Here is a 23,430-nt window from a genome sequence, read left to right as displayed (position 1 = left end):
CCCCGCCACCCCTTGAGCCCCAGGCTGCAAGGGGGCCCCGTGGCGGCTTTACTTCACCACCACGTTGACTATCTTGCGCGGCACGATGATGACCTTCACCACCTGCTTGCCGCCCATATACTTGGCCGAGCGCTCGTCGGCAAGCACGGCCTGCTCTATCGTGGCATTGTCGGCATCGGCGGCGAAGTCCATCTGGAAGCGCGCCTTGCCGTTGAACGAAACGGTGAGCTGCACGGTCGACTCCACGAGGTATTGCTCGTTCCACTGCGGCCAGCACGCGTCGCAAACGCTGCCGCGACCACCGAGGGCCTCCCAAAGCTCCTCGGCGATGTGGGGGGCGAACGGCGCTATGAGCACAACGAGGTCGGCGAGCAGGCTGCGGTTGTGGCACTTGAGCTGCCCGAGCTCGTTGACGCATATCATGAATGCCGAGATGCTCGTGTTGTAACTGAACTGCTCAATGTCTTGCGTCACCTTCTTTATCAGCTTGTGCACGGCCTTCAGCTCTGCGGCCGAGGGCTCGCGGTCGTCGGCCAGCAGGCCTCCCTCACGGCCGTAGAACAGGGCCCAGAACTTCTTCAGGAAGCGGTGGCATCCGTCTATGCCGTTGGTGTCCCACGGCTTGCTCTGCTCCACCGGGCCGAGGAACATCTCGTAGAGGCGCAGTGTGTCGGCCCCGTATTTGTCGACTATCATGTCCGGGTTGACCACATTGTACATAGACTTCGACATTTTCTCTACCGCCCATCCGCAGACATACTTCCCTTCTTCGAGCACGAACTCTGCATTGGCATACTCCGGGCGCCATTTGCGGAAGGCGTCTATGTCGAGCACGTCGCCATGCACTATGTTGACGTCTACGTGCAGCGGCGTGGTGTCGTAGCGGTCCTTGAGCCCGAGAGAGACGAAGACGGGTGAAGCCCCCTCCGTCTCCCCCTGTTGGGGAGAGAGCAGAGCAGTAACGGCCCCCTCAACTCTCCCCGTGGGGGAGCTTAGATTTGCGTCAGACAGTCGGCCCTCTCCCCCACGTGGGGAGTCGGAGGGGGCTTTCCTGTTTATACGATACACGAAGTTGCTTCGCCCCTGAATCATTCCCTGGTTGACAAGTTTCCTGAACGGTTCCTCGACGGCCGACACCCCGATGTCGTGCAGGAACTTGTTCCAGAAGCGCGAATATATAAGGTGGCCTGTGGCATGCTCCGTTCCGCCCACGTAGAGGTCTACCTCGCGCCAGTAAGAGTCGGCCTCGGCGCTCACCAATGCATTGTCATTGTGCGGGTCCATATACCTAAGGTAATAGGCCGACGAGCCCGCGAAGCCCGGCATGGTGTTGAGTTCGAGCGGGAACACCGTCTTGTTGTCAATGCGCGAGTTTTCGGTCACCGAGCGCGCCTCGGTGTCCCAGGCCCAGCGTGTGGCGTGGCCCAGCGGCGGCTCGCCCGTCTCGGTGGGCAGGAACGTGGCCACCTCGGGCAGCTCCAGCGGCAGACAGTCTTCAGGAATCATGTATGGCATGCCGTCTTTGTAGTACACCGGGAACGGCTCGCCCCAGTAGCGTTGCCTTGAGAAGATGGCGTCGCGCAGGCGGTAGTTCACTTTTACGCGGCCAAGGCCCTGCTCCTCGACAAACGCCTTGGTCTTTGCAATGGCCTCCTTCACGGTGAGCCCGTTGAGCACGAGGCCCCCACGGGCCTCACATCCTGTGCGCGGCGAGTTGCAAACGATGCCCTCCTTGGCGTCGAAGCTCTGCTCGCTGACGTCGCATCCCTCTATCAGCGGCCTTATCTCGAGACCGAAGTGCTTGGCAAAGGCATAGTCGCGAGAGTCGTGGGCAGGCACGGCCATGATGGCCCCCGTGCCGTATCCGGCCAGCACATAGTCGCTCACCCATATTGGTATCTCCTCGCCGGTGAGCGGGTTGACGGCATACGAGCCGGTGAACACGCCGCTGACGCTGCGGTCGGCTATGCGTTCGCGCTCGGTGCGCTTCTTCGTCCGTTCAAGGTAAGCATCCACCTCGGCTTTCTGCCCGGGCGTGGTCAGCACGGCCACGAGCTCGCTCTCGGGTGCCAGCACCATGAACGTGACGCCGAACATCGTGTCGGCGCGGGTGGTGAATATGGTAAACGACAGCCCCTCTCCATCTTTCCCCCTTGGGGAGAGGGCTCCGGCGGACTCTGCTGATGGGCTGGGAGGGAGTTGGTGGGGGGCTACAGTGAACGTTATTTCGGCTCCTTCCGACCTCCCTATCCAGTTGCGCTGCGTCTCCTTGAGCGAGTCGGTCCAGTCTATCGTGTCCAGTCCGTCGAGCAGCCGCTGTGCGTATGCCGACACGCGCAGGCACCACTGGCGCATCTTCTTCTGCACCACGGGATAGCCGCCGCGCTCCGACACGCCGTCGACCACCTCGTCGTTGGCCAGCACCGTGCCCAGTTGCGGGCACCAGTTGACCATGGTCTCGCCCAGGTAGGCTATGCGGTAGTTCATCAGCACCTCCTGCCTGCGGCGCTCGTCCATGGCCCGCCAGTCGTCGGCGGTGAAGGCCATGTCTTCCGAGCAGGCCGCGTCGATGCCCTCGGTGCCGCCTTGCTCAAATGCCTCTACGAGCCCGGCGATGGGCATCGCCTTCTGTTGGCGGTTGTCGTAGTAGCTCTCGAACATGCGCTGGAAGGCCCACTGGGTCCAGTGGTAGTACTTAGGGTCGCACGTGCGCACCTCCCTGTTCCAGTCGAAAGAGAAGCCAATCTTGTCCAGCTGCTCCCTGTAGTGGTTGATGTTTGCCTCTGTTGTCACGGCCGGATGCTGCCCGGTCTGTATCGCATACTGCTCGGCGGGCAGCCCGTAGGCGTCGTATCCCATGGGGTTGAGCACGTTGTAGCCGCGCAGCCTCTTGTATCTTGCATATATGTCGCTGGCAATGTAGCCCAGCGGATGGCCCACATGCAATCCTGCCCCCGAGGGGTAAGGAAACATGTTGAGCACGTAGAACTTCTCCTTGTGGCTGTCTTCGGCAACGTGGTATGTCTTCTGCTCCACCCACCGGCGCTGCCATTTCTTCTCAATTTCCCTAAAATTGTATTCCATTGGTGTCTGTATATTATATATGTTGTGGCCCGCCGGCATGGCGGCATGCATCAATGCCGGCTCCCGGCGCATATTTCCCGTATGGCAGGGCGTGGTTGCCCGGCATGCCTGTGCGGCCCCGCCATGGGGCCGCGCATAGCGCTTTGCAAAGATAGTACAAAAGGGCCAAACCGCAAAATAAACCGCCGAAAAAGGCTGCGGCGGCCCCTCGGCCCGGCGTCACCACCGTATGGGCTCCATGCCGTGGGCCTCGAGGTAGTCGTTGGCGCGCGAAAAATGGTGGTTGCCAAACCATCCCCCGCGGTTGGCCGAGAGCGGCGAGGGGTGCACCGACTGCAGCACGAGGTGGCGCGACTGGTCTATGAGCGCGGCCTTCGAGCGCGCGTAGCCTCCCCACAGGATGAACACCAGGTGGTCGCGGTCGGCGTTGAGCGCCTTGATGGCGGCGTCGGTAAACTCCTCCCAGCCCTTGCGCTGGTGGCTGGCGGCCTGGTGCGCGCGCACCGTCAGCGTGGCGTTGAGCAGCAGCACGCCCTGCCCGGCCCACCGCGTGAGGTTGCCCGACGTAGGCATCGGCGTGCCCAGGTCGAGCTGTATCTCCTTGAATATGTTGACGAGCGACGGCGGGAAGGGCACGCCGTCGTTCACCGAGAAGCTCAGCCCGTGGGCCTGGCCGGGCTCATGGTATGGGTCTTGGCCGATGATGACCACCTTTACGCTGTCGAAGGGGCACAGGTTGAAGGCGTTGAATATGAGCTTCCCGGGCGGGTAGCACGTGTGGTGCATGTACTCTGAGCGCACAAACGCCACGAGGTCGGCAAAATACTGCTTGTCGAACTCGGCGCCTATGTGGCGCCGCCACGACTCCTCTATCTTTACTTCCATTGCTTGCGGGTTGTTGTGAATGCCCCGCAAAAATACTCATTTTCCGCCATCCGGCAAAGCGAATGGGCGCTTTTGTTGGGATACACGGGCTGCGCGCCGTGGCTACGCGGCCCCACAATATGGCCGGCGGCCCTTTGCCGTATGGCGGAAAATGCGTAATTTTGCAGATGACACCGACAAGGCGGCTGCCATGGCGCGCAAGGCGGCCACGGCGGCAGGCCGGGGGCGGGCACTGGCTGAAACACCAAAACCAAGCATAACAGTATGAAACGGACTACTTTGGCGGCCGCGGCGGCCGCCCTGTTGGCAACGGCGGCCGGGCCGGCACTGGCCGCCGGGCAGCACCAGCAAGACAGCTGCTATCTCTTTGCATTCTTCTCCAACAACACGCCGGATGGCGAGCAGGTGCGCTATGCCCTGAGCGACGACGGGCTGAACTACACTTCGCTCAACGGGGGGCGCCCGGTGGTGGCATCGGACACCATAGCGCTGAAGAAGAGCATACGCGACCCGTACATCTGCAGGGGCCGCGACGGGCGCACGTTCTACATGGTGATGACCGACATGAGGTCGTCGGAAGGATGGCAGAGCAACGACGGACTGATACTGATGAAGAGCGACGACCTGCTGCACTGGCAGCACACGGCCATCGAATTCCCCACGCGCTTCCCGTCGCTCGAGGGCTTCGGCCGCGACAACCTGCACGCCGTGTGGGCGCCGCAGCTCATCTGGGACGGGCGCGAGGGCCGCTACATGATATACTACTCCATCGGGCGGCACGACTGGGAATACCCCGTGGGCGACAAGCGCCAGCCTTACTTCAAGCTATTCTACAGCTATGTCAACGACGACTTCACCGACATCACCGAGCCAAGGCTGCTGTTCGACTTCGGCACGGCGGCCATCGACGGCGACATTATCTACGACGGTCGCAACGGCGAGTATGTGCTTTTCTTCAAAGACGAGGGCCTGCCAACGGTAAACAACGGCTTCCGCACGCGGCAGGGGGTGATGAGGGCCACGGCCAAGGAGCTGACAGGGCCTTACGCCACCGAGTTCCGCCACCTGCAGAAACCGGGCCAGTATCCGGTGGAGGGGTCGAGCGTGTTCCGGCTGATAGGCAGCGACGACTACATACTGATGTACGACTGCTATGCGCAGGGCTACTACCAGTTCTGCCGCAGCAGCGACCTGAAGAACTTCACTTTCGTGCAAAACACCCCCACGCGCGGCACGTTCACCCCGCGCCACGGCTCGGTGATGCACATATCGGCCGCCGAGCGCGAACGGCTCGAGGCGTGGTCGGCACTGGCCGTGGCCATCGACGCCCTTGAGCGCCGCCCCGCCCCCACCCTCACCCTGCGGCAGCTCGACGGCCGGCGCAAGCTGCTCGACGAGGCCCGGGCCACGCTTGCCGCCACGGCCGACGCCAAGCGGCTGCGCAAGATGGCGGCCCGGGTCGAATGGTTCTGACGCCCCCGACTGCTACACTGCCCGTTTGGCAACGCGATACAGCCCGTTTTGCATTGCGATACGGGTCGTTTTGCAACGCGATACGGGCCGTTTGCTAAGACTGTGCGCCCCATGCCGCCAAGTGCCTGGCTGACAGCGGGTTGCCTGCAGGGCAGCGCCAGCCGTGGCAGCCATGCGCCGAAAGCGGCAGAAACACAGAGCGGGTCGCGCCGGGACAATCCCTGCGCGACCCGCTACTTGCGTTGGCTGGCGGCCCGCATCTGCGCCGCCGGCGAGTCAGTCTATGCGCCCCACGGCCGTAAGCGTGGTGGCCCCGTCAACGGTCAGCGCCCTGACGGCCACGGCCGTGGCCGGGTCGATGCGCCACACGGCGGGCGAACCCGTCTTGGTGTTGACCGAGATGTAGGCCGCCCCGCCCTCCATGTAAGGCGTGGTGCCGAAGCCCGACACGTCGGCGGGCAGCCCGCTCACCTCGGTCAGCGTCTTGTCGCCGGCACTGAACACTGCCAGTCGGTTGGCCGTCTTGGCCGACGAGGTGATGGGCGCGTCGTACATGAGGAACATAAACTTGTCGGCGCCGATGTACCAGCTGCGCATTATGCCGTTGGGCGACAGCTCCTCAAGGTTGCAGTAATAGTCGTCGAAAGCCTCGGCGGCCACGTCCACGCGCACCACACCGGCCGGCAGCGTGGTCCGCTGGCGCGGGTCGGCCATGGTCTTGGCGTAGCTCGGCGAGATGACATAAACGTAGCGGCCGTCGTCGGTGGCCCACACCATCTGGTAATACTGCGACCTGTTGCGGCCGCAGGCATAGCTTATGCGGCCCGTGCGCAGCAGCTTCTTGCCCTTGAGCGTGCGGTCTGTGAAGATGGCCACCCAGCATGAGTCGGGCCATTGCGTCCACTGCAGCTGGTCTTTCTTGTAGCTCGAGCTGCCGCTGCCGCCGCTCTCGGTCTTTATCAGGTCTTCAAACCCGGGGCGCACCCAGCGGTACTGCGTGCGCGCCTCGTCGGCATACTGCTGGCACCCGTACTGCGACAGGCCCATGGGCACGGCCGCGCTGTATATCTTTGAGCCCACCTGCTCGAGCCCCGAGAGCGTCACATACTCGCCGTTGCCAAGGAAGTTTTCGCATATATACCCCCTGTCGGTCACTATGGCGTCAGAGCCGGTGCCCCCCGAGGTGTTGCTCTCAAATGTCTCGGCGGCCGTGTCGAGGTATCCCACCTTGATGGTGTAGGGCACATATCCCGTCTGCGGGTCGGCCCAGTCGGGGTTTCCCTCGCCGCTCGACGTGGTCATGATGTAGCGGTCGTACAGCCCGAAGGTGGTAAACCGCGTCACGAAATACTCCTTGTCGCGCTGCCTTATCTGCCCCGTGGCCCCGTCGCGCACATAAGAAAATGTGGTTCCGGCGTCGCCCTGGTGGTAGTTGAGGGCATACAGATACTTGTTTGAATGGAACACCCAGTAGGTGGCCCCGTCGTTGTAGAGCCCCGCCGGGGTGATGTTCCCGCTCAGCGCGCTGGCCGTGGTGAGCAGGTTGGTCGACGTGCCCGAGCCGCTCACGGTCGTACCTATTACATACTTGCCGGCCAGCGGGCCTCCGCCCGCGTCGGCACCGCCCGCGGCAGTGTCGTCGTCAGAGCACGATGTTGTCAACACTCCGGCGGCGATGAGTGCCATCGCGCCGGTAATCAAATAGTTATTTTGCATTTTCATATCCTTAATGTTGTTGGTTATGGTTTGTAATCACGCGATAGTGGGGCCCACGGCCCACCCCCTCCAACGCGGGGAGGTAGCCGCAGCGCCTCATGCCGGGCCGCCTTCCACGCATTGGCAGGGCCGGAGGCAGGTGGCGGTTGCCCGCCAACCATTGCGCCTCGCCATGGCCCCTCAGCCGCCGAGGCTCACCCTCACCTTGGCATAGAAGGCCCTTCCGGGCTTCTGCAGGCTGAAGTTGTCGTAGAGGTTGGCGTCGGTCAGGTTGCGGCACTCGAGCGAAACGTTATACCGCCCCGACGCAATGCTGTAGGCGAGCGACAGGTTGTGGGCAAACTGGCGGGGCACAATGTAGTCCGAGCCGTTCACCGCCGCCACGCCTTCGGAGTAATAGCTGAAGCTGTGGGTGTAGGCGTTGTCGTATGTCAGCGACAGGGTGTTGCCCCGGCCGCCCAGCCCCGGCCAGCTCAGCGTGGCGTCGGCGTCGGCAAAGCGGTAGGGCACGTTGGGCATGCGCGCGCCGTATAGCGGGTTGGCCACGGCCTGGCTGCCCACCATCAGCCGCTCGTTGTCCTTCACGTCCATCTGCGTGAAGTTGCCCCCGAGGCTCAGCCACCGGCCGAAGGAGTAGCGCACCGACAGGCTTCCGCCCGTGGTCCTCACCCTGCCGTAGTTCTCGTAGAAAGCGCCCTCGCGGTTGCCGCTGAGCCCGGCAATGCTTCTCTGTATATAGTCTTTGGTGTCTCGGTAGATGACAGAGCCCTCCACATAGACAGAATGGCGGCCGAAGGAGCGCGAGAAGCTCAGGTTGAGGTTCACGTTGTCGCTGTTTTCCGGCCTTATGAGCACGCTGCCGGTCTCAAGGTCTTCGTCGCCGAACATCTCTTCGGTGGTGGGCAGCCGGTAAGCCTTCTCGTAAGAGAGCTTCGCCTGCAGCCCGCGGGCCAGCAGGCACGAGGCCGCCGCGCCGTATCCCCACACACCCAGCGAGCGGCTGCGGCGCAAAAAGGCCGACGAGTTGGCGTCGGTGGCCACGGGGCCGGCCACCCACAGCAGGTAGTGCTTGGCAAAGGCGGTGGCGTTCCAGCGCTCCGTCGGCGCATACATGTAGGCCGCCGCCACTATGTTCTTGCGCGTCTGCTTGGCTATGGGGTTGGTTTCCTCGTGGCCGTAGAGCAGCGACGTGTTGTCGCGCCTGAAGGCGTTGAACACCTCGTTGAACGTCAGCAGGTGGCCGTCGGCCGGCGAATAGCGCGCCGTGAGGGTGGCGTTCCAGTTGTCGGCGTCGGCACGGGCGTAGAGCATCGACTGCTCGCCGCCCTCGCCCTTGCGCTCGCGCTCTCCGCGCCAGTTGTAGGTGTAGGCCGCCGTGTCTACGTTGGTGGTCGAGTTGCGGTTGTAGTTGGCCGTGGCCACAATGTTAAGGCCCCTCACAAAGGCGTTGCGCTTGCTGTATTCGAGCGACGGCATGAGCGAGTGGCCGTAGCGGTGCTTCTGGCCGAACACCGTCTTCTGCCTCACGCCGGTCTGTATGTCCTTGTAGGAATGGGCGTAGCCAAATCCCAGCATGAGCCTGTCGGCCCACGGCTTGCCCACAAAGCCCACCTTGGCCACTACGGCCTCGTTGTGGTATGTGTCGTTAAAGCGGCGCACGCGCTCCAGCTTCCGCGTGTTGATGCTGTGGGTGGCAAAGTCGTAAACGGGCGCATCCACGCAGTAGTCGTTGTCCGAGTAGTTCTGGAAGGCCGTCACCTCGTAGGCCAGCCCGCCCTTGGTCGACTGGCCGAAGTGCACGTCGGAGCGGTGGGTGTTGAACGAGCCGTAAGAGTAGGAGGCGTCGGCATACCACCGCCGGCGGTCTTTCCTGGTCACAACATTGATGACCCCGCCTATGGCGTCGGCCCCCAGCCCCACGGGCACCACGCCCCTGTACACCTCGATGCGGTCGGCGAAGGCCACCGGAATGTTGTTTAGCCCGAACGAAGAGCCCACTCCCTCTTGCGGCACACCGTCGATGAACACCTTCACGTGCTTGCCGCTGAAGCCGTCGACCATCACGTTCATGTCTGAGCCCACGCCGCCGCTCTGGCGCAGTTTCAGCCCCGGAGCCTTGGCCAGTGCCTCGGCCAGCGTCTTGGTGGTGTTGCGCATGGCGCGCGCATCCACGGCCACGGCGTTGTATGATGAGTTTTTCACGCGGCCCACACCGCCCGCCACCACACTGACCTCGCCCAGGCTGACTGCCGCCGGGCGCAACCTTACGTCGAGCCTGAGCCGCTGGCCGCGCCTTAGCTCTACGGTGTGCTCGGCCCGTTCGTAGCCCAGGGCAGAGGCCACAAGGGTGTAGCGCCCGGCGGGCGCACTGATGCGGTAGGTGCCATCGGGGCCGGCGGCCGAGCCACGGCCCGCAGGCTTGAGCGTCACGGTGGCGCTGACAGGGCCGCTGCCGTCTGCCGACAGGACGCGCCCATAGACAAACGTGCCGCCACGGTGCTGGGCTGTGGCGGTCACGAAGGCTGACATTAAAATCAAAATAATGGTTATCCTGAACCTGTTTTTATACGTCATAATGGTACATTTTAATGCTAATGCTATCGTTTTGCAAAGTTACTGACTATCCACGGCATGCGCAATAACAATTTTTTGCTATTTTAATGCAGTCCCGGCCCATGCCTCCGGGCAGCAAAATACCGACACATTATGAGCCGGGCAACGCGCCGCCGGGCCACGTGGCCATAGGCCACGCCCAGCCGCCACGGCCCGTCCGCCCTGCAAGAATGCAACCGCAGGGCCGCCACACGCGCCACCACGTCAGGGTCCTGCGCACGCCATGCTCTGCAAAACGGCCCGTCCGACACTGCAATATGGGCCGTTTGGCACTGCGATATGGCCCGTTCGGCAACGTCGGACGGCCCGTTTTGCATCATGGTGCGGCCGGGACTGCAGTGGCGGGCCGCCCACACTGTCGGGAAGCGCCGCCGGAGATGTTTCATTTGGATACAAATATCATCAAATTGTCGAATAAAAAGACAATGGCCGTATTTTATCCGTATATTTGCAAAAACAAAGCCATTGCCACGGCCAACGGCAGCCAAAGTGTGCCGCCAGGGGAGTGGCCGCATGTTTGTAATGTACTCTTTTATATTTAACCAACAACCATTGACTTATGAACCACACTTTACCTGCCATCACGCTGGCACTGGCCTTGGCATCAACCGCCAACGCACAGGGGGTCAGTTTCGGGCGGATGCACCTGAAGCAACGCGCCGGACAAATGGAGCAATAAGGCATGAAACAAAACGGCACACCGGCTACTGTGCCCATGGCGCGGCTCGGCAGCGCTGCCGACAAGCCGCTCGACGAGTACCAGGAGAAGCGGGGCGACGCCTTCTACCGCTATGTCTACGCCTACGACGAGGACTTGATGCGCTCGTCGGAGACCATCTACAAGAAGGTGAAGGGCGACGACGGCCGCTGGGGAGAGCAGACGCTGTATGACGTGGGCACCTATCTCTATGAGTACGACAGCCAGGGGCGCGTCAAGGCCAAGACCGTGAGCTACGGCAAGAACGAGGACTTTGTGAGCTACCGGGTGATGGTAGACTACGGCACCGACGGCACCACAACATACACCCGCTACGAGCTCGACAGCGGCGACGGCAGCTACCGGCTGGCCAGGCAGTGGAGTTGCTACGACGGCGGGCAGCTGGCCTCGTCGGCAGAATACGACTATGACGGCTGGGCAAAGTACGCGAGGACTTTCGCCAAAAACGGCATCGCCACCGGCGGGGGCAACGACCTGAGGAAATACGTATGCTCGGGCACCGTCAACGACAGCACCGTGACCCACTACTGGCGCGATGACAGCAACGCCGAGTGGCGCCAGGAGCGAATAGAGGCAAACAGACACCACAACTGGGGCACCGGGCGGCTGGCCGTATACAAGTGCTACGGCACCGACGAATACTACGGTTCGTATGAGGAAAGGATGTTTGAATTCGGGTACGACGGGCTGGGACGCATCACGTCGATAAAGAAATACTACACCGGCAACGACGACGACAGCCAGCCGGGATGGAGCGGCGACACCGACGGCGACGGCGCAACATACGGCAGCGACAGCCCGGCACGGGCGAGCCGGGCTGCCACCGGGGAGCCGCAGTGGCGGCTTGAATACAGCGAGACCTACGAATACTGGGGCGACGAGGTGTATGGCGTGGGCAACCCGTGGCACGACGTGTTCGGCATGGACGGCCCGCTGAAGCGCATTTACCTCGACGACGAGGGCTACATCACGCAGACTCTGTTTGAGCGCGACGCCTCGGGAAAGCTGCTCAGCGTAAGCTACAGCGACGAAGACATTGAGGGTGTGACCGAGACGGGCACCGTTGAAGTGGACGCCGACGGCCTCATCACCAGGATAGAAGACACGTCGGAAGAGACCTACGGCGACGAATACTATTACTACAGCGACGCCACCGAATACACATGGGAGGGCGGACTGGTGACGGAAGCCGTGAACACGTGGCACACGAAGACCCGTTACCCGGACGGGCAACGTGAATACACCGAGGTGACCAACTTCAGATACTCATACGGCGAGGGCAGCTTCACGGTGACGGCCGAGAACGACCAAAGCGCCAACAAGGACGAATGCACCATCACCGACGACGGCAGCAGGTACTCTGTGGCCACGCGCAGCTGCACCGACGGCACGTGGACAGACGACTACCGCTTTGTGCGCGAGGTGCAGCAAGAAGACGTCAGCTTCGTGATGCCCGACATATCGGCCGACATGGCGGGCTTCTCGCCCGACAGCACCGTGGTGGCCTCGGTGGCCGGCAGGGTGGTATGCGCCTACGATTGCGGCTACGACAACGACATGAACTACGGGTTCCACTCCATCGAAGAAGACAACAGCTACAACTATATGAACGCCATCTCGGGCAAGACTTACTTCGCCATCAGCCACGACGGCGACGAAACGGTGTGCAGCGACATCGAGGGGCGGCCCATATATGTGGTGGCCGGCGGTCGGCTGGTGCGCCAATACATATACCACGAGGCCGACCATGGCAACGCGGGCCCAACCACCGGGTCGGGCAACGCGGGCATGAGCCGGGCGGCAACTGTGCCCGCCGGACTGGCATACGACGAGATTACCTACGCCTACGACAGCCAAGGGCGCATTGCCGGGCGCACCGAGGTGTCGGTGAGCGAAGACGGCACGCGCACCGAAGAGGTGAAACTGGAATACACCTACAACGAGGCGGCCGCCATAGCCACGGCCGAAGCCACGGCCAAGGCGGGCGTGAGGCTCACCGGGCGCACGCTCGGCATGGCCGACGGCAGCCGCTTCAGCGTGTACAACGCCGCCGGGCAACTGCTGGCCGAGGGCGCAACGGAGTTCACTCCGGCCGCTGCCGGCATCTACATCGTCAAGGCCGGAGGCCTCACGGCAAAGGTGGCGGTGAGGTAAACCGGCTGTGTGGCCTCCCGGCCGGGGCTGCGGCAGGGCCGGTCAAGCGGCTGGAAGGCAAGCGCCGCGCACACCGGCATCACCATAAACGCGCCGCGACAGGATGAAAAAACCTGTCGCGGCGCGTATTGATTTTGCCCGATAAGTAGGTGTTCAAAATCAATTGCCATCAAATTGTGCGCTATTTCGGAGATGCATGCCACAGTCCGAAGAGAGAGCGTAGCGCGCTACGCCACCGATGGGACTTTGGCATGCGGCCCGAAAGAGCGCACAAGATGGTGGCAAAGATATAGAGGACACTTGCACGGGCAATTGTATCGGTTGATTTTGAACAGCTGCTTATGCCATCAGGCCCAAACGCCCCGGGCCGGCGTGCAGCCTACCCTATGAGCCACCTGCACAGCAGGTAGCACACCAGCCCGAGCCCAATGGCCACAAACACGGCCGAGGGGGCCGCGAGCACCAGCGCCACCAAGGCCACACCCGCAGCCATCAAACCATAGTAAACAAGGCGGTCGGGCTCCTTGCCTCTGCCACCATTGCCGTTGCCTGTGCCTGTTTTTCCCATTCGCCTCATCTATTTTGCACTCACCGCGGGCCCCTCCCTGCGCCGGGCCTTGGCCCGAGGCACATCAAGAAGGCTGCCCATGTGCAAAAATAGCGGTTTTTGCACAAACGGCAAAGCGCGCGGCCGCCTTTTCCAACCGATGCGGCGATTTTGGCAGGCAGGGCCTGCGGCGACGGTGAGCCACGGTCACAGGCGGCAGCCATGGCGACAGGCGCCGGCAAAACGGCCCGTCCGGCCTTGCAATACGGCCCGTTTCACACTGCGATACGGCCCGTTTGGCAATGCGAAACGGCCGACATGGCAAACCTACCCCCACGGCAGTCCAACAAAACAAGAGCCGGACAGCATGGCACCAACCATACCGTCCGGCTCTCGCATTGCATTGCGCGCCATGCCGACGGGCGCATCAGAGCTTCTGCTCCACCTCTATCTCGGTGAAGGTCTCGATGATGTCGCCCTGCTGTATGTCGTTGAAGTTGACCAGGCTCAAGCCGCACTCCAGTCCGGCGGCCACCTCCTTGGCGTCGTCCTTGTAGCGCTTGAGCGCGTTGATGTCGCCGGTGTGAATCACGATGCCGTCGCGAACCACGCGCGCCTTGTCCTTGGCGTGCACCTTGCCTTCGGTGACAAGCGCACCGGCCACGGTGCCCACCTTCGATATCTTGTACACCTCGCGCACCTCGACCTGGCCGGTCACCACCTCTTTCTTCACCTTGTCGAGCATGCCCTCCATGGCCGAGCGGATGTCTTCGATGGCGTCGTAGATGATGGAGTAGGTGTTTATCTCCACTCCCTCGCGGTCGGCCAGCTTGCGGGCTGCCGCCGACGGGCGCACCTGGAAGCCCACGATGATGGCGTCTGAGGCGTCGGCCAGCGTGACATCGTTCTCCGATATCTGTCCCACGGCCTTGTGGATGACGTTCACCTGTATCTTCTCGGTAGAGAGCTTTATGAACGAATCGCTCAGAGCCTCGACGCTTCCGTCGGTGTCGCCCTTCACGATGAGGTTCAGCTCCTTGAACGACCCGAGGGCAATGCGGTGGCTGATGTCGGCCAGGGTCAGTCGGGTCTGCGTGCGCAAGCCCTGCTCACGCTGCAGCTGCTCGCGCTTGCTGGCTATCTCGCGGGCCTCCTGCTCGGTCTCCATCACGTGGAATGCGTCGCCGGCGGTGGGCGCTCCGTTCAGTCCGAGTATGATGGCGGGCTCCGACGGGCCTGCTTTCTCCATGCGCTGGTTGCGCTCGTTGAACATGGCCTTGATGCGGCCGTAGTTGGTTCCGGCCAGCACGATGTCGCCAACCTTGAGCGTTCCGTTCGACACGAGCACCGTCGAGACGTAGCCGCGGCCCTTGTCGAGCGACGACTCGATGATGGAGCCGGCGGCACGGCGGTTGGGGTTGGCCTTGAGGTCGAGCATCTCGGCCTCGAGCAGCACCTTCTCGAGCAGCTCGTCGACGCCCACTCCCTTCTTGGCCGATATCTCCTGGCACTGGTACTTACCTCCCCACTCCTCCACGAGCAGGTTCATGTTGGCCAGGTCTTCGCGTATCTTGTCGGGGTTGGCGCCCGGCTTGTCAATCTTGTTTATGGCAAACACCATCGGCACGTTGGCTGCCTGTGCGTGGGCTATGGCCTCCTTGGTGGTGGGCATCACGCTGTCGTCGGCCGCGATGATGATGATTGCGATGTCGGTCACCTGCGCTCCGCGGGCTCGCATGGCCGTGAATGCCTCGTGGCCCGGGGTGTCGAGGAATGTTATCTTGCGCCCGTCGGCCAGCGTCACGTTGTATGCTCCGATGTGCTGCGTTATTCCTCCGGCCTCGCCGGCTATGACGTTGGTGTTGCGTATGTGGTCGAGCAGCGACGTCTTTCCGTGGTCTACGTGTCCCATGACGGTCACGATGGGGGCGCGGGGCACGAGGTCGTTCTCGTCGTCGGCCTCCTCGCTCACGGCGGCGCTTACCTCTGCGCTCACATACTCGGTCTTGAAGCCGAACTCTTCGGCCACGAGGTTGATGGTCTCAGCGTCGAGGCGCTGGTTGATAGACACCATTATGCCTATGCTCATGCACGTTCCGATGACCTTGTTCACCGGCACGTTCATCATCGTGGCAAGCTCGCTGACGGTCACAAACTCCGTGAGCTTGAGCGTCTTGCTGCCTGCCTGCTCCTCGAGGCGCTCCTCGTTGAGCCTCTCCTGCACGGCGTCGCGCTTCTCGCGGCGGTATTTGGCGCCCTTCTTGTTCTGGTTCTTGCTCGTGAGACGGGCCAGCGTCTCCTTCACCTGGCGTGCCACGTCCTCCTCGCTCACCTCTATCGGCTTGTGCTGGCTGCGGCTCTTGCCCTTCTTGCTCTTGCCCGCGCCCTGCTGCTGGGCTGCAGGCTGGGCTCCACCGCCGCCGCGGTTCTTGTTCTTCTTGCCGGCCCCGTTGCCGTTCTGGCTGGCTGCCGCCTCGATGTCTACGCGCTCCTTGCCTATGCGCACGCGCTTCTTGCGCTCGCTGCCCTGATGCTGCTGGGCTGCCTTCTCCTCGCGTTCCTTGCGGCGCTCCTCCTTGGTCTTCTTCTTGGGGCGCGTGCTCTGGTTGATGGCATCAAGGTCTATCTTGCCCAGCACGTTCACCTTGGGGGCCAGCCTGGCCTCGCTCTTGAGCGTGAATATCTTCGGGCCCTCTTTCTCGGGCTTCTCGTCGGCCTTTGGCGCAGGCTGGGCTGCGGCGGCCTGCGGTGCTGCCGGCTGTGCCTTGGGCTCGCCCTGGGCCGGCTGTGCGGCCTTTGGCTGCGGCTTGGGCTCGGCCGGCGCGGCTGCCTTCGGGGCCTCGGCCTTGGGTGCAGGGGCTGCTTCGGCCGGCTTCGACGGTGCCGGGGCGGGCTCGGGCTGCCGTGCCTGGGCCTGGGCTGCCGCCGGCTGGGGTTTCGGTTCGGCCGGTGCCGGGGCTGGCTGGCTGGCCTTAGGCTCGCTTGCCGGCTGCGCCTGCTGTGCCGGCTTCTTGCCAATGCTGTCGAGGTCTATCTTGCCCAGCGGCTTGAACCGCTGCCTGTGGCCCAGCAAGTCTTCCGCCTTCGACGACTTCTTGTCCGACTTCTTGTCCTTGGACTTCTTTGCAAACATCTTCTCAGCCTCGCTCTTGATGTCCTTGTCGCCCTTGAAGGCGCTCACGAGCGCATAATACTGCTCGTCAGAGATTTTGGTGTTGACGTTTGCGTCGTCCTTTATCTCGCCCAGGCTTTTCTTGTTCTTAAGGAAGTCGACCGCCGTCTGCAATCCTATGTTCAGTTCTGTCAATACTTTGTTTAATCTGATGCTCATATAAAAGTTTATTTCTTCTTATTCAACAATCCACAACGCAATCCCCCGAGGCCGCTTGCACTGCTTGGTGCCTACGGCTGCCGGCCCCGTGAACATGAGCGTCATGAACCATGAACATAGTCCGGCAAAAGCCCGTCTTTCATTATTTTTTAGTTTTCAAACTCGGCGCGCAGCACGTTGAGCACGTGGTCAACGGTCTCTTCCTCAAGGTCTGCCTTCTCGATGAGCATCTCCCTCGGGGCGTTGAGCACGGCCTTGGCAGTGTCGAGCCCGATGGACTTGATTGCGTCGATGACCCATTGGTCTATCTCGTCGGCGAACTCGTCGAGGTAGATATCCTCGTCGGCCTCGCCCTCGCTGACCACCCTGAACACGTCGATGGTGAACCCCGTGAGCATGCTGGCGAGCTTGATGTTCATTCCCCCGCGGCCTATGGCAAGCGAAACTTCCTCTGGCTGCAGGTAGACTTCGGCCTTGCGGTTCTCCTCGTCGAGCGTGATGCTCGACACCTTGGCCGGGCTGAGGGCGCGCTGTATGAAGAGTTGCGTGTTGCTCGAGTAGTTGATGACGTCGATGTTCTCGTTGCACAGCTCGCGCACGATGCCGTGAACGCGGCTTCCCTTCACTCCCACGCAGGCTCCCACGGGGTCTATGCGCTCGTCGTAGCTCTCTACCGCCACCTTGGCTCTCTCGCCCGGCATGCGCGCAACGCGCTGTATGGTGATGAGCCCGTCGGCAATCTCGGGCACCTCGGCCTCGAGCAGGCGCTCAAGGAACATGGGGCTGGTGCGGCTGAGGATGATGCGCGGGTTGTTGTTCTCGTTGTCCACGCGCAGCACCACGGCCCTCACGGTCTCCCCCTTGTGGTATGCGTCGGCCGGAATCTGCTCGCCCTTGGGCAGGTGGAGCTCGTTTCCCTCGTCGTCGATGAGCAATACCTCGCGGCGCCACATCTGGTATACCTCGCCGCTGACGATGGTCCCGACCTTGTCTTTGTACTTGTTGTACAGCGAGTCGTGCTCCAGCTCGAGTATCTTCGAGGCCAGCGTCTGGCGCAGGTTGAGTATGGCGCGGCGGCCAAACTTGCTGAAGTTCACCTCCTCGCTCACCTCTTCGCCCACCTCATAGTCGGGTTCTATCTTCTGGGCGTCGGTGAGCGATATCTGCTTGTTCTCGTCCTGCACGTCGCCATCGGCCACCACCACGCGGTTGCGGTGTATCTCGAAGTCGCCCTTGTCGGGGTTCACGATGACGTCGAAGTTCTCGTCGCTGCCGAAGAGCTTCGTTATCACGTTGCGGAAACTCTCCTCGAGCACGCTCACCAGCGTGGTGCGGTCGATGTTCTTCGTCTCTTTGAACTCCTGGAAGGTCTCTATCATGCTTGGGCCTTTTTCTTCTTTCTTTGCAGCCATAGTTTATTTGAAACTTAATAGGTATTTTGTATATTTCACGTTGTCCATGTCAAATGCCTTGTCCACATCCACGATGACGGGGCGCTTCTTGCCCTCGACACGCTGCTTTTCCCTGACCGTGACCACGAAGGAGCTGCCGTCGACGCTCTTGAGAACGCCTTGCACCTTCTTGCCGCCGGCGTCCATCACCTCGACGTCCTTGCCCACGTGGATGGCATACTGCTGCGCCACCTTGAAAGGCTGGCCGATGCCAGCAGAGCCCACCTCGAGCTCGTAGTCGTCAAGCTCTGCGCCGAGCCTCTCCTGCAGGTGGCGGCTCAGCTCTGCGCAATCCTCAATCCACACCCCGTCGGCGTGGTCAATCTCTACAACGATGCGGTTGTCGGGCTCGATGCTGACGTCAACGAGGAAGTACTCGTTGCCTTCCAACCACTCTTCGACGATTGTCTTTACTGCATTCTTGTCAATCATATAGTCGTGTCATTAAAATAAAATGAGGAGCTTTCGCGAAGCCCCTCATTCCACTGAACGCTGCAAAGGTACTAATAATTCTGCTCATACGCAAGCATAAGGGCAGAAAAAGCGCGTCTTTATCCGCATTTTATCCTTTTCGTAACGCCCCGCGCCCTTTTTAGGCCCACCAGGTGGCAATAAAAAGTGGCTCGGGGCGTTTATCTACAATAACGGAAAGACTACTTAACGTACTCTATATATTTATGGACAAATGGATTAGCAAGGCTGCTGCCGGCGTGCTGGCGGCAGGACTCATGGCCGTGGCCGCACAGGAAGCTGCGGCACAGAAGCAGCGCGGCGACATTTTCCTGTTGCCCCAGGCGGGCGTCAACGTGTCGCGACTGTCGGACTACGACGTGCTCATCGGCAACACCAAACAGGCCGCTACGATGGAAAGCTCGAGCAAGGCGGGGCTCACCGCCGGGCTGGAGGCCGAGTACATGGTGACCGGCAGGCTCGGGGCGCGGCTCGGGCTGCTGTATTCGGAGCAGGGCGACAGGGTGAAGAACGTGCCGGAGGCTGACATCAAGACGCGGCTGAAGTATCTGAGCATACCGCTGACGGCCCACTATTACGTCACCGACTGGCTGGGGGTGCACGCCGGGGTGCAGTATTCGCGCCTCATCGACGACAACTGCATGTCGGGGGCCGACATCGGGGTGACGCCCGACCTGTATTCGGCCGAAGACTGGAGCATACCCGTGGGGGCATCGGTGGAATACTGCAACGTGGTGCTAAGCGCCAGCTACGTGTTCGGGCTGTCCAAGGTGTGCCCGCCGCTGGGCAGCACCAGGAACAGGTCGCTGTGGATTACGCTGGGCTACAGGGTAAGGCTCTGAGCAGGCTTCGGCCCGCACGGCCCAACCACCTGTGGCACAGGGCGTTGCAAAACAGCCTCCGCCGGGTGGCAAAACAGCCCGTATGGCATTGCCATACGGGCTGTTTTGCATTCCAATACGGGCCGTTCCGGCGCGGCAACTGTTCACCGCCGACCCACCGAGGCGCTGCGCCCGGGCTGCACGCCGTCGGGGTCGATGCGCCTGTAGGCCACCCGCCGCCGTCGCCACGTGTAGACGCAGTGCAGCATGCCGTCGCTGCCCTGTATCACGGCCGGGTATGAATATTCGCCCACGGGGCTGTCTTCGAGCGTGAGCAGGTGGCTCCAGTGCTCGCCGTCGGCGCTGATGGCCACGCTGAGCGGCGTGCGCGGCCCTTTCTTGGTGCCGGGCAGGGTGGCAAAGTCGTTGTAAACCAGCACGTGGCGGCCGTCGGCCAGCGTCACCGCGTCGGTGCCCGACTGGTTGTTGGGCAGGTCGGTCAGCCTCACGCGGCTCCACGTAAGCCCTCCGTCGGCGCTCTCCGACGTGGCCAGGCGGCCGTTGCGCGTGCGGCAGAGCACCTTCAGCCGCCCGTCGGCCAGGCGCAGTATCGACGGCTGTATGCAGTCGATGGGCTTCACGTCGGAAGTGTCTTCGGTGCGCGGGGCCTCGTCGGCGGCTATCGGCCCCACGTAAGTCCACTCGCCGGTGGCGGGGTCGTATATCTCGAAATGCAGCTTCCAGCCTCCCGTCTCGGTGCTAGAGCCGCACACGAGGCGCCCGCCCTCCATCACTGGCTTGTTCTTCACAGGGCCGAGGAAGCCCTTGGGCAGCGGCTCGCGGCGGCCCCACGTGCGCCCCCCGTCGGCCGACTTGACCACCCAGCCCGTCCAGTCGGCCACGCGCAGGCCTATCTTGAAGAAGAGCCAGAGCTCGCCGTCGGGCATCTCGAAGAGCACGGGGTTCCAGCAAGCCTTGCGTTTCAGCACGCCGCCGCCGTGGCCCGGCAGCACGGGGCCGGCCGCGGCATCGGTAGTGGAGTCTGTAATCCCGGCCAGCTCCGCGTCGGCCGAGCCAAGCTCAAACACCCCGTCGGCCGCCAGCACGGGCTCCGTCCACCTGTCGGAGCCCTTCTCCTTGCGGCTCACCCAGATGCATACGTCGGGGTTGCGCTCCTTCGTGCCGCCGAAGTATGCCGCCACGAGGTCGCCCCGGCGGGTCTCGGCGATGGTGGCCGCGTGGCACTCGGCAAAGGGAGCCGAGGTGTACAGGAACTCAGCCCCGGCTATGGCGGCAGACGCCGTGGGCAAGTCCACGCTGAAACGGTGGCGCCCCGAGCCCACCCGCCTTGTGCCGCCTCCGGGCAGGCACACGTCGGCCGTTGTGTTGCACGGCACCTCTACCGTCCACTCGAGGCGCCCGCCGTCCACCCGCCACCGGCTCGACACCGTGCCGTAGGGCGTGGGGCAGCTGGCCGCCACGCTGTCCACCAGCAGCTGTCGGGCAAGCTCAAACCTGTAGTGCGAGCCTCCCGCCTCTATGCCTATGCCGGCCAGGCGGCCGAAGCACCACTCAAGCAGGTCGCCGAGCAGCATGACGTGGTTGCCGCTGTTCATGGCGGGGTCGGCCGTGTCGCCGTTCCACAGCTCCCAGATTGTGGTCGCCCCGCGCCCAACCATGTAGCCCCACGAGGGGTAATCGCGGTTGGTGGCCAGCATGCAGGCCACGTCGGCAAAGCCGTTGTCGGTCAGTGTGCCCAGCAGCCACGACGTGCCTATCACGCCCGTAGGTATCCGCCCGCGGTTGACGGTGACGATGTTGGCCACCACATTCTTGGCTATCTCGGCGCGCAGGCTGTCGGGTGCGATGCCGAAAGCCAGCGGCAGGATGTTGGCAGTGGCCGTGTTGTTGCCGTAGAACACGCTGTCGGGATAGAGCGGATGGCCCGGCACGGCCGACGTGCCCCTCTTGGCGGTGAGGAAGCGGCGGTTGAACGCCGCGGCCATGCCGCTGCGCCGTGCGGCCCACTCTGCCGCGTCGGCCTCGAGGCCCTGCAGTCGCGCAAACTTCTCGAGCAGCCCGAGGCAGCGTATGGCGTAGGCCGTGGCAATGAGGGTGCCGTCGGTCTGGCGGGCGGGGTCTTTGCTGTGTATGAGCCGCGGCGACTCGGGCGGCACGCACCAGTCGCCATACTTGTCTTTGGTTATCAGCCCGTCGCGGCTGTAAGTGGCGGCAATGTGGCGCATCCAGCGCGCCATGGCCGGGTAGGCCCGGCTCACCGACAGCGTGTCGGCCTGCCTCTCGAGCAGCATGTCGCACACCATGGGCAGTGCAGCGGGCCACGTCACGTCGTCGGTGTAGTAGTTCCAGAACGCCGGGGCCACGTCGGGGATGCACCCGTCTTCGCGTTGCGCCTCGCAGATGTCGCGCACCCACTTGGCGTAAAGGCGGCCGCAGTCGAACAGGCGGCTCTCGCCGAGCGACCCGGCCGTGCGGTCGCCGAGCCACGGCTGGCGCTCGTTGCGCTGCGGGCAGTCGACGGGCATGCCCTTGTAGTTGCTCTCTATGCCCCTCCGGGCGGCCTCGACCACCCGCGTGAGCGTATAGTCGGAACAGGCAAACGTGCCCTGCCGCCCCATCCTGTCGGCCACGCTGTAGGCCGTGAACGCCCCGGGGCCGACGCCGTCCATGCCCTCTACCTCGACATAGCGGAAGCCGTGGTAAACAAACGACGGCTGCCACAGCGCCGTGTCGCGGCCCGAGCACACATAGATGTCTTCCGAACGGGCGTCGCGCAGGTTGGCCGTGTAGAGCGTGCCGTCGGCGTTGAGCCTCTCGGCATAGCGCACCCTGATGGTGTCGCCGGCCCTGCCCCGCGGCACGAAGGCCACCCACCCGGCCATGTTGCGCCCGAAGTCGAGCACCACGCCGCCCCCGGTGCGACCCGCCAGACGGGCCCTGCCCGACGGACGGGCCGCCATGGCGGGCGTCATCTGGCCGCGCAGTGTGCCCGTGGGCACGGCAGAGCGCCGGGCCGCGCCCCACCCGGAGTCGTCGTATCCGGGCATCGTCCATCCGCCGAGCTCCATGCGGGCGTCGTATTCCTCGCCGTCGTACTCGTTGTTGGCGCGTATCGGGCCGGCGGCGGTCACCTTCCAGCTCTCGTCGCTCACCAGCCTCTGCGTGCTGCCGTCGGCATATTCCACGATGATGTTCACCCGACAGGAGGGCAGTCCGAACACGGGCGTCTTCCAGGGCTTGTCTTGCCGCATTGGGAAGTAGCGGCCGTTGCCCAGCACTATGCCCACGGCCGTGAGCGTGTCAAGGCAGCCAGTCACGTCGTAGGCGTTGTAATAGACAGTCTTGCGGTAGTCTGACGGCGCGGGCTTGAGCACATCGCGCGCGCCCACCTCGCGCCCGTTGACATACAGGCGGTAGAGTCCCAGGCCGGCAACGTAGGCCGTGGCCCGCCTCACGGGCTTGCCGCCGAGGCGGAACTCGCGGCGCAGGTAGCGTGCGGCCAGGCGGGTGTGCAGTCCGCGGCGCTCGCCGGGCATGAGCTGTTCGAGCCCTATCCAGCGGCCGCGCCATGCGGTCTCGCCCAGCAGGCCTATGCCAAACTGCTGCGGACGGCTCCATGCCGACGCCCCGCGGTTGGTGAACACGCGCACACGCCACCACCCGCGGCTGTTGCTACGCAGGCGGCGGCCGCCGTAGCCCACCCACAGCTGGCGGGCCGACTCCACCCGGCCCGTGCGCCACAGGTCGGCCCCGCCGCGGCAAAGCAGCGCCGAGTCGGAGGCCACCTCTATCTGGTAGGCCGTCTGTATCACCCCCTCGCCATCCGAGGTTATGGCCCACGAGAAGCGCGGCGTGGCCGTGTCGAGGCCCAGGGGGCTCTCCATGCCCTCGGTGAGCAGCCCGCCCACGGCCACGCCGGCCATGGCCTGCAGCCACAGCAGCTGCGCGGCCATCAAAGAAAATATTCTGGAAGATGTTTTCATTTGTGTCATGTCATTTATAGGTTGGCAATTGTCAACTGTCAGGCGGCAGCCGCCGTGGCCCGCCATGGGGCCCGTTTGGCATTGCAAAACGGCCCGTATGGCTGTCTGATACGGGCCGTTTCAACCGGCCGTACGGCCCGTTTTGCGGCGGGCGGCGGGTGC

Annotated in this window: 12 protein-coding genes; 3 read left to right on the top strand and 9 right to left on the bottom strand. The window is 63.1% G+C overall.

All coding sequences use genetic code 11. The features are described from left to right. Positions 1-48: 48 nt before the first annotated feature. Positions 49-3,084: a leucine--tRNA ligase gene (locus H6B30_RS12105; protein WP_205110924.1), complete on the bottom strand. Its 3,036-nt coding sequence runs from the start codon at positions 3,082-3,084 to the stop codon at positions 49-51. Between the two features lie 219 nt (positions 3,085-3,303). Then, entirely contained in the window at positions 3,304-3,969 is a 666-nt protein-coding gene (gene ung, locus H6B30_RS12100) for a uracil-DNA glycosylase (protein ID WP_205110922.1), read from the bottom strand. A 264-nt stretch (positions 3,970-4,233) separates the two neighbouring features. Here ung and H6B30_RS12095 point away from each other — a divergent pair, with 264 nt between their 5' ends. Next, positions 4,234-5,442 carry a glycoside hydrolase family 43 protein gene (locus H6B30_RS12095; protein ID WP_205110920.1) on the top strand — a complete coding sequence of 403 codons (1,209 nt, stop codon included), beginning with the start codon at positions 4,234-4,236 and terminating at the stop codon, positions 5,440-5,442. A gap of 276 nt (positions 5,443-5,718) precedes the next feature. Here the strand turns inward: H6B30_RS12095 and H6B30_RS12090 are convergent, their stop codons facing one another. Both H6B30_RS12090 and H6B30_RS12085 read right to left on the bottom strand, forming a co-directional pair. Beyond that, positions 5,719-7,158, bottom strand: a complete 1,440-nt coding sequence (locus H6B30_RS12090; RefSeq protein WP_205110964.1) for a DUF4374 domain-containing protein — start codon at positions 7,156-7,158, stop codon at positions 5,719-5,721. Between the two features lie 180 nt (positions 7,159-7,338). Then, complete coding sequence (locus H6B30_RS12085) at positions 7,339-9,732, bottom strand: TonB-dependent receptor (protein ID WP_205110919.1); 2,394 nt, start codon at positions 9,730-9,732, stop codon at positions 7,339-7,341. Between the two features lie 721 nt (positions 9,733-10,453). On the opposite strand from H6B30_RS12085, the gene H6B30_RS12080 reads away from it, so the two are divergent. After that, entirely contained in the window at positions 10,454-12,643 is a 2,190-nt protein-coding gene (locus H6B30_RS12080; RefSeq protein ID WP_205110917.1) for a hypothetical protein, read from the top strand. A 379-nt stretch (positions 12,644-13,022) separates the two neighbouring features. Here the strand turns inward: H6B30_RS12080 and H6B30_RS12075 are convergent, their stop codons facing one another. The 4 genes from H6B30_RS12075 to rimP all read right to left on the bottom strand — a co-directional run bounded on the left by H6B30_RS12075 (position 13,023) and on the right by rimP (position 18,404). After that, positions 13,023-13,211 (bottom strand): hypothetical protein, encoded by a 189-nt coding sequence (locus H6B30_RS12075; RefSeq protein WP_205110916.1) that lies wholly within the window; start codon positions 13,209-13,211, stop codon positions 13,023-13,025. Between the two features lie 406 nt (positions 13,212-13,617). Continuing rightward, positions 13,618-16,521 carry a translation initiation factor IF-2 gene (gene infB / locus H6B30_RS12070; protein WP_205110914.1) on the bottom strand — a complete coding sequence of 968 codons (2,904 nt, stop codon included), beginning with the start codon at positions 16,519-16,521 and terminating at the stop codon, positions 13,618-13,620. Positions 16,522-16,670: 149 nt separating this feature from the next. Then, the gene (gene nusA / locus H6B30_RS12065) at positions 16,671-17,933 is read right to left on the bottom strand and encodes a transcription termination factor NusA (protein ID WP_205110913.1); all 1,263 of its coding nucleotides are present in this window, start codon (positions 17,931-17,933) and stop codon (positions 16,671-16,673) included. 3 nt (positions 17,934-17,936) lie between these two features. Continuing rightward, on the bottom strand, positions 17,937-18,404 hold the full coding sequence (rimP, locus tag H6B30_RS12060; RefSeq protein WP_205110911.1) for a ribosome assembly cofactor RimP: 468 nt from the start codon (positions 18,402-18,404) through the stop codon (positions 17,937-17,939). 245 nt (positions 18,405-18,649) lie between these two features. Between rimP and H6B30_RS12055 the strand changes: the two genes are divergently transcribed. Beyond that, positions 18,650-19,285: a porin family protein gene (locus tag H6B30_RS12055; RefSeq protein WP_205110909.1), complete on the top strand. Its 636-nt coding sequence runs from the start codon at positions 18,650-18,652 to the stop codon at positions 19,283-19,285. 143 nt (positions 19,286-19,428) lie between these two features. On the opposite strand, the gene H6B30_RS12050 is transcribed toward H6B30_RS12055, so the two are convergent. Next, positions 19,429-23,268: a family 78 glycoside hydrolase catalytic domain gene (locus tag H6B30_RS12050; RefSeq protein WP_205110907.1), complete on the bottom strand. Its 3,840-nt coding sequence runs from the start codon at positions 23,266-23,268 to the stop codon at positions 19,429-19,431. Positions 23,269-23,430: the final 162 nt, after the last annotated feature.

The organism is Marseilla massiliensis (assembly GCF_016899955.1).
Classification (GTDB): domain Bacteria; phylum Bacteroidota; class Bacteroidia; order Bacteroidales; family Bacteroidaceae; genus Prevotella; species Prevotella intestinigallinarum.
Note: the sequence above shows the minus strand (reverse complement) of the source record. Positions and strands in the feature narration are given on the sequence as shown.